The organism is Vibrio sp. Isolate34, from assembly GCF_022397915.1.
Taxonomy (GTDB): Bacteria; Pseudomonadota; Gammaproteobacteria; order Enterobacterales; family Vibrionaceae; genus Vibrio.
Genome location: NZ_JAKEUO010000045.1, coordinates 1 through 4,396 on the forward strand (window position 1 = coordinate 1; position 4,396 = coordinate 4,396).

The window sequence follows — 4,396 nt, forward strand, 5'->3', positions numbered from 1 at the left end:
CCTCGGGGTACTTAGATGTTTCAGTTCCCCCGGTTTGCCTCCTGTTGCTATGTATTCACAACAGGATACTTACTTATGTAAGTGGGTTTCCCCATTCAGGAATCCCAGACTTAAAGGTTATTACTACCTAATCTGGGCTTATCGCAAGTTATTACGCCTTTCATCGCCTCTGACTGCCAAGGCATCCACCGTGTACGCTTAGTCACTTAACCATACAACCCGAAAGGGTCTCTGTTTTACTTTCACTTTAAAAAGCGAAAACAAACTAGTATGGCAACTAACCAAGGTTTTTGGTTGTCATTAAGAAGGGTTAATTCTCAATGACTGTTTGCCGGACTCAATTTCGATTCAAACTAAGTTTGAATCACTCTTTATTTCCACTTTTAAAAAGTGAAGACAAAAAGCCAAGACACTTGAATGTGTTTGTTGTGTTTATACTGTTCTTATTAAATAAGAGCAGATAAACATTGAGAACTTTTAAATTTGATTAACTTAATTACAGCCTTGAGCTGTTTGATTTCACTTTTTAAAGTGAAAACCAATTAAGTAATCAGTCAGCTTTCCAAATTGTTAAAGAGCTTGATTCAATAAAATGAACCATTTTTAAAGACACTTAAAAAATGTACTTAAAGATGGTATCCCGTAGGGGAGTCGAACCCCTGTTACCGCCGTGAAAGGGCGGTGTCCTAGGCCTCTAGACGAACGGGACATAGGTTACTCTTAACTGTTTAAACATATCAATCTGTGTGGACACTCATCGTGAATATCTTCGTATAAGGAGGTGATCCAGCCCCAGGTTCCCCTAGGGCTACCTTGTTACGACTTCACCCCAGTCATGAACCACAAAGTGGTGAGCGTCCTCCCCGAAAGGTTAAACTACCCACTTCTTTTGCAGCCCACTCCCATGGTGTGACGGGCGGTGTGTACAAGGCCCGGGAACGTATTCACCGTGACATTCTGATTCACGATTACTAGCGATTCCGACTTCATGGAGTCGAGTTGCAGACTCCAATCCGGACTACGACGCACTTTTTGGGATTCGCTCATGTCAAGAGTAGGTAAGGTTCTTCGCGTTGCATCGAATTAAACCACATGCTCCACCGCTTGTGCGGGCCCCCGTCAATTCATTTGAGTTTTAATCTTGCGACCGTACTCCCCAGGCGGTCTACTTAACGCGTTAGCTCCGAAAGCCACGGCTCAAGGCCACAACCTCCAAGTAGACATCGTTTACGGCGTGGACTACCAGGGTATCTAATCCTGTTTGCTCCCCACGCTTTCGCATCTGAGTGTCAGTGTCTGTCCAGGGGGCCGCCTTCGCCACTGGTATTCCTTCAGATCTCTACGCATTTCACCGCTACACCTGAAATTCTACCCCCCTCTACAGCACTCTAGTTCACCAGTTTCAAATGCAGTTCCGAGGTTGAGCCCCGGGCTTTCACATCTGACTTAATGAACCACCTGCATGCGCTTTACGCCCAGTAATTCCGATTAACGCTCGCACCCTCCGTATTACCGCGGCTGCTGGCACGGAGTTAGCCGGTGCTTCTTCTGTTGCTAACGTCAAGAGATGCCGCTATTAACGACACCYCCTTCCTCACAACTGAAAGTACTTTACAACCCGAAGGCCTTCTTCATACACGCGGCATGGCTGCATCAGGCTTTCGCCCATTGTGCAATATTCCCCACTGCTGCCTCCCGTAGGAGTCTGGACCGTGTCTCAGTTCCAGTGTGGCTGATCATCCTCTCAGACCAGCTAGGGATCGTCGCCTTGGTGAGCCATTACCTCACCAACTAGCTAATCCCACCTAGGCATATCTTGACGCGAGAGGNAGTCTGGACCGTGTCTCAGTTCCAGTGTGGCTGATCATCCTCTCAGACCAGCTAGGGATCGTCGCCTTGGTGAGCCATTACCTCACCAACTAGCTAATCCCACCTAGGCATATCTTGACGCGAGAGGTCCGAAGATCCCCCTCTTTGGCCCGTAGGCATTATGCGGTATTAGCCATCGTTTCCAATGGTTATCCCCCACATCAAGGCAATTTCCTAGGCATTACTCACCCGTCCGCCGCTCGACGCCCAACAAATCCTCCGAAGATTCAATGTTGTCGTTTCCGCTCGACTTGCATGTGTTAGGCCTGCCGCCAGCGTTCAATCTGAGCCATGATCAAACTCTTCAATTTAAGATTTTGTGACTCAACGAATACTGACTTCAAAACTAATATTCATGTAAACATGAACATGTAATTCTAAAGCTATTACCATTCCAACAGAATGGTAATGAATTGACTGTGCCGAATAACTACAAGTAGTTAAACGTATTGGTCACTCAGTTCATTGAAATCAATTTTGTTACCGAAGTAACTGCTATTACGCTCTTTCGAAAAAGAACCAATAACGTTTTGATATTCATCAACGAGTGCCCACACAGATTGATAGGTTTAAATTGTTAAAGAGCTTTGCTTTCAGTGCTTTAGCACGTAAGCAGGACGCGTATAATACGCTTTCCACTTTGAAAGTCAACATAAAACTCTAAGAAACTTAGAACTCTATGGTGACTTGTCTATTAAATAGACAAAGTCGAAATTAAAGCCTGGCGATGTCCTACTCTCACATGGGGAAGCCCCACACTACCATCGGCGCTATTGTGTTTCACTTCTGAGTTCGGCATGGAATCAGGTGGGTCCACAATGCTATGGTCGCCAAGCAAATTTTGTTTAATTGACGCGTTAGCGGCAATTAATAATTCGGAAAACTGATTTAAAAGTTATTTCTCTTCAAACTCATTCAAGGTCTCTCTTTGAGTCCACAAAACCCCTTGGGTGTTGTATGGTTAAGCCTCACGGGCAATTAGTACAGGTTAGCTCAATGCCTCGCAGCACTTACACACCCTGCCTATCAACGTYSTAGTCTWSRACAACCCTTTAGGACGCTTAWAGCGTCAGGGAAAACTCATCTCAGGGCTCGCTTCCCGCTTAGATGCTTTCAGCGGTTATCGATTCCGAACTTAGCTACCGGGCAATGCCATTGGCATGACAACCCGAACACCAGAGGTTCGTCCACTCCGGTCCTCTCGTACTAGGAGCAGCCCCCTTCAATTTTCCAACGCCCACGGCAGATAGGGACCGAACTGTCTCACGACGTTCTAAACCCAGCTCGCGTACCNCTGTTATCCCCGGAGTACCTTTTATCCGTTGAGCGATGGCCCTTCCATTCAGAACCACCGGATCACTATGACCTGCTTTCGCACCTGCTCGAATTGTCATTCTCGCAGTCAAGCGGGCTTATGCCATTGCACTAACCACACGATGTCCAACCGTGTTTAGCCCACCTTCGTGCTCCTCCGTTACTCTTTGGGAGGAGACCGCCCCAGTCAAACTACCCACCAGGCACTGTCCGTRATCCCGATTCAGGGACCAACGTTAGAACATCAAAACTACAAGGGTGGTATTTCAAGGACGACTCCATCACATCTAGCGACGCAATTTCATAGTCTCCCACCTATCCTACACATGTAGGTTCAATGTTCAGTGCCAAGCTGTAGTAAAGGTTCACGGGGTCTTTCCGTCTAGCCGCGGGTACACTGCATCTTCACAGCGATTTCAATTTCACTGAGTCTCGGGTGGAGACAGCGTGGCCATCATTACGCCATTCGTGCAGGTCGGAACTTACCCGACAAGGAATTTCGCTACCTTAGGACCGTTATAGTTACGGCCGCCGTTTACCGGGGCTTCGATCAAGAGCTTCGACCGAAGTCTAACCCCATCAATTAACCTTCCGGCACCGGGCAGGCGTCACACCGTATACGTCATCTTACGATTTTGCACAGTGCTGTGTTTTTAATAAACAGTTGCAGCCACCTGGTATCTGCGACTCTCGTCTGCTCCATCCGCAAGGGACTTCACTGATAAGAGCGTACCTTCTCCCGAAGTTACGGTACCATTTTGCCTAGTTCCTTCACCCGAGTTCTCTCAAGCGCCTTGGTATTCTCTACCCGACCACCTGTGTCGGTTTGGGGTACGATTCCTTACAATCTGAAGCTTAGAGGCTTTTCCTGGAAGCATGGCATCAATGACTTCACACCCGTAGGTGCTCGACATCGTATCTCAGCGTTATGAARRTCCGGATTTACCTAAWYYTTCCGCCTACATACTTGAACCTGGACAACCGTCGCCAGGCCCACCTAGCCTTCTCCGTCCCCCCATCGCAATTGTAAGAAGTACGGGAATATTAACCCGTTTCCCATCGACTACGCCTTTCGGCCTCGCCTTAGGAGTCGACTTACCCTGCCCCGATTAACGTTGGACAGGAACCCTTGGTCTTCCGGCGAGGGAGTTTTTCACTCCCTTTATCGTTACTCATGTCAGCATTCGCACTTCTGATACCTCCAGCAGCCCTT

Annotated in this window: 1 tRNA gene and 4 rRNA genes; all 5 read right to left on the bottom strand. The window is 47.7% G+C overall.

Features of this window, described 5'->3' with window-relative positions:
• A 23S ribosomal RNA gene (locus L1D22_RS21980) occupies window positions 1-212 on the bottom strand; the annotation flags it as partial.
• Window positions 213-633: 421 nt separating this feature from the next.
• A tRNA-Glu gene (locus tag L1D22_RS21985) sits at window positions 634-709 on the bottom strand.
• Between the two features lie 65 nt (window positions 710-774).
• Window positions 775-2,180, bottom strand: a 16S ribosomal RNA gene (locus L1D22_RS21990).
• A 408-nt stretch (window positions 2,181-2,588) separates the two neighbouring features.
• Window positions 2,589-2,704: ribosomal RNA gene (gene rrf, locus L1D22_RS21995) — 5S ribosomal RNA — on the bottom strand.
• A 122-nt stretch (window positions 2,705-2,826) separates the two neighbouring features.
• Window positions 2,827-4,396, bottom strand: a 23S ribosomal RNA gene (locus L1D22_RS22000); the annotation flags it as partial.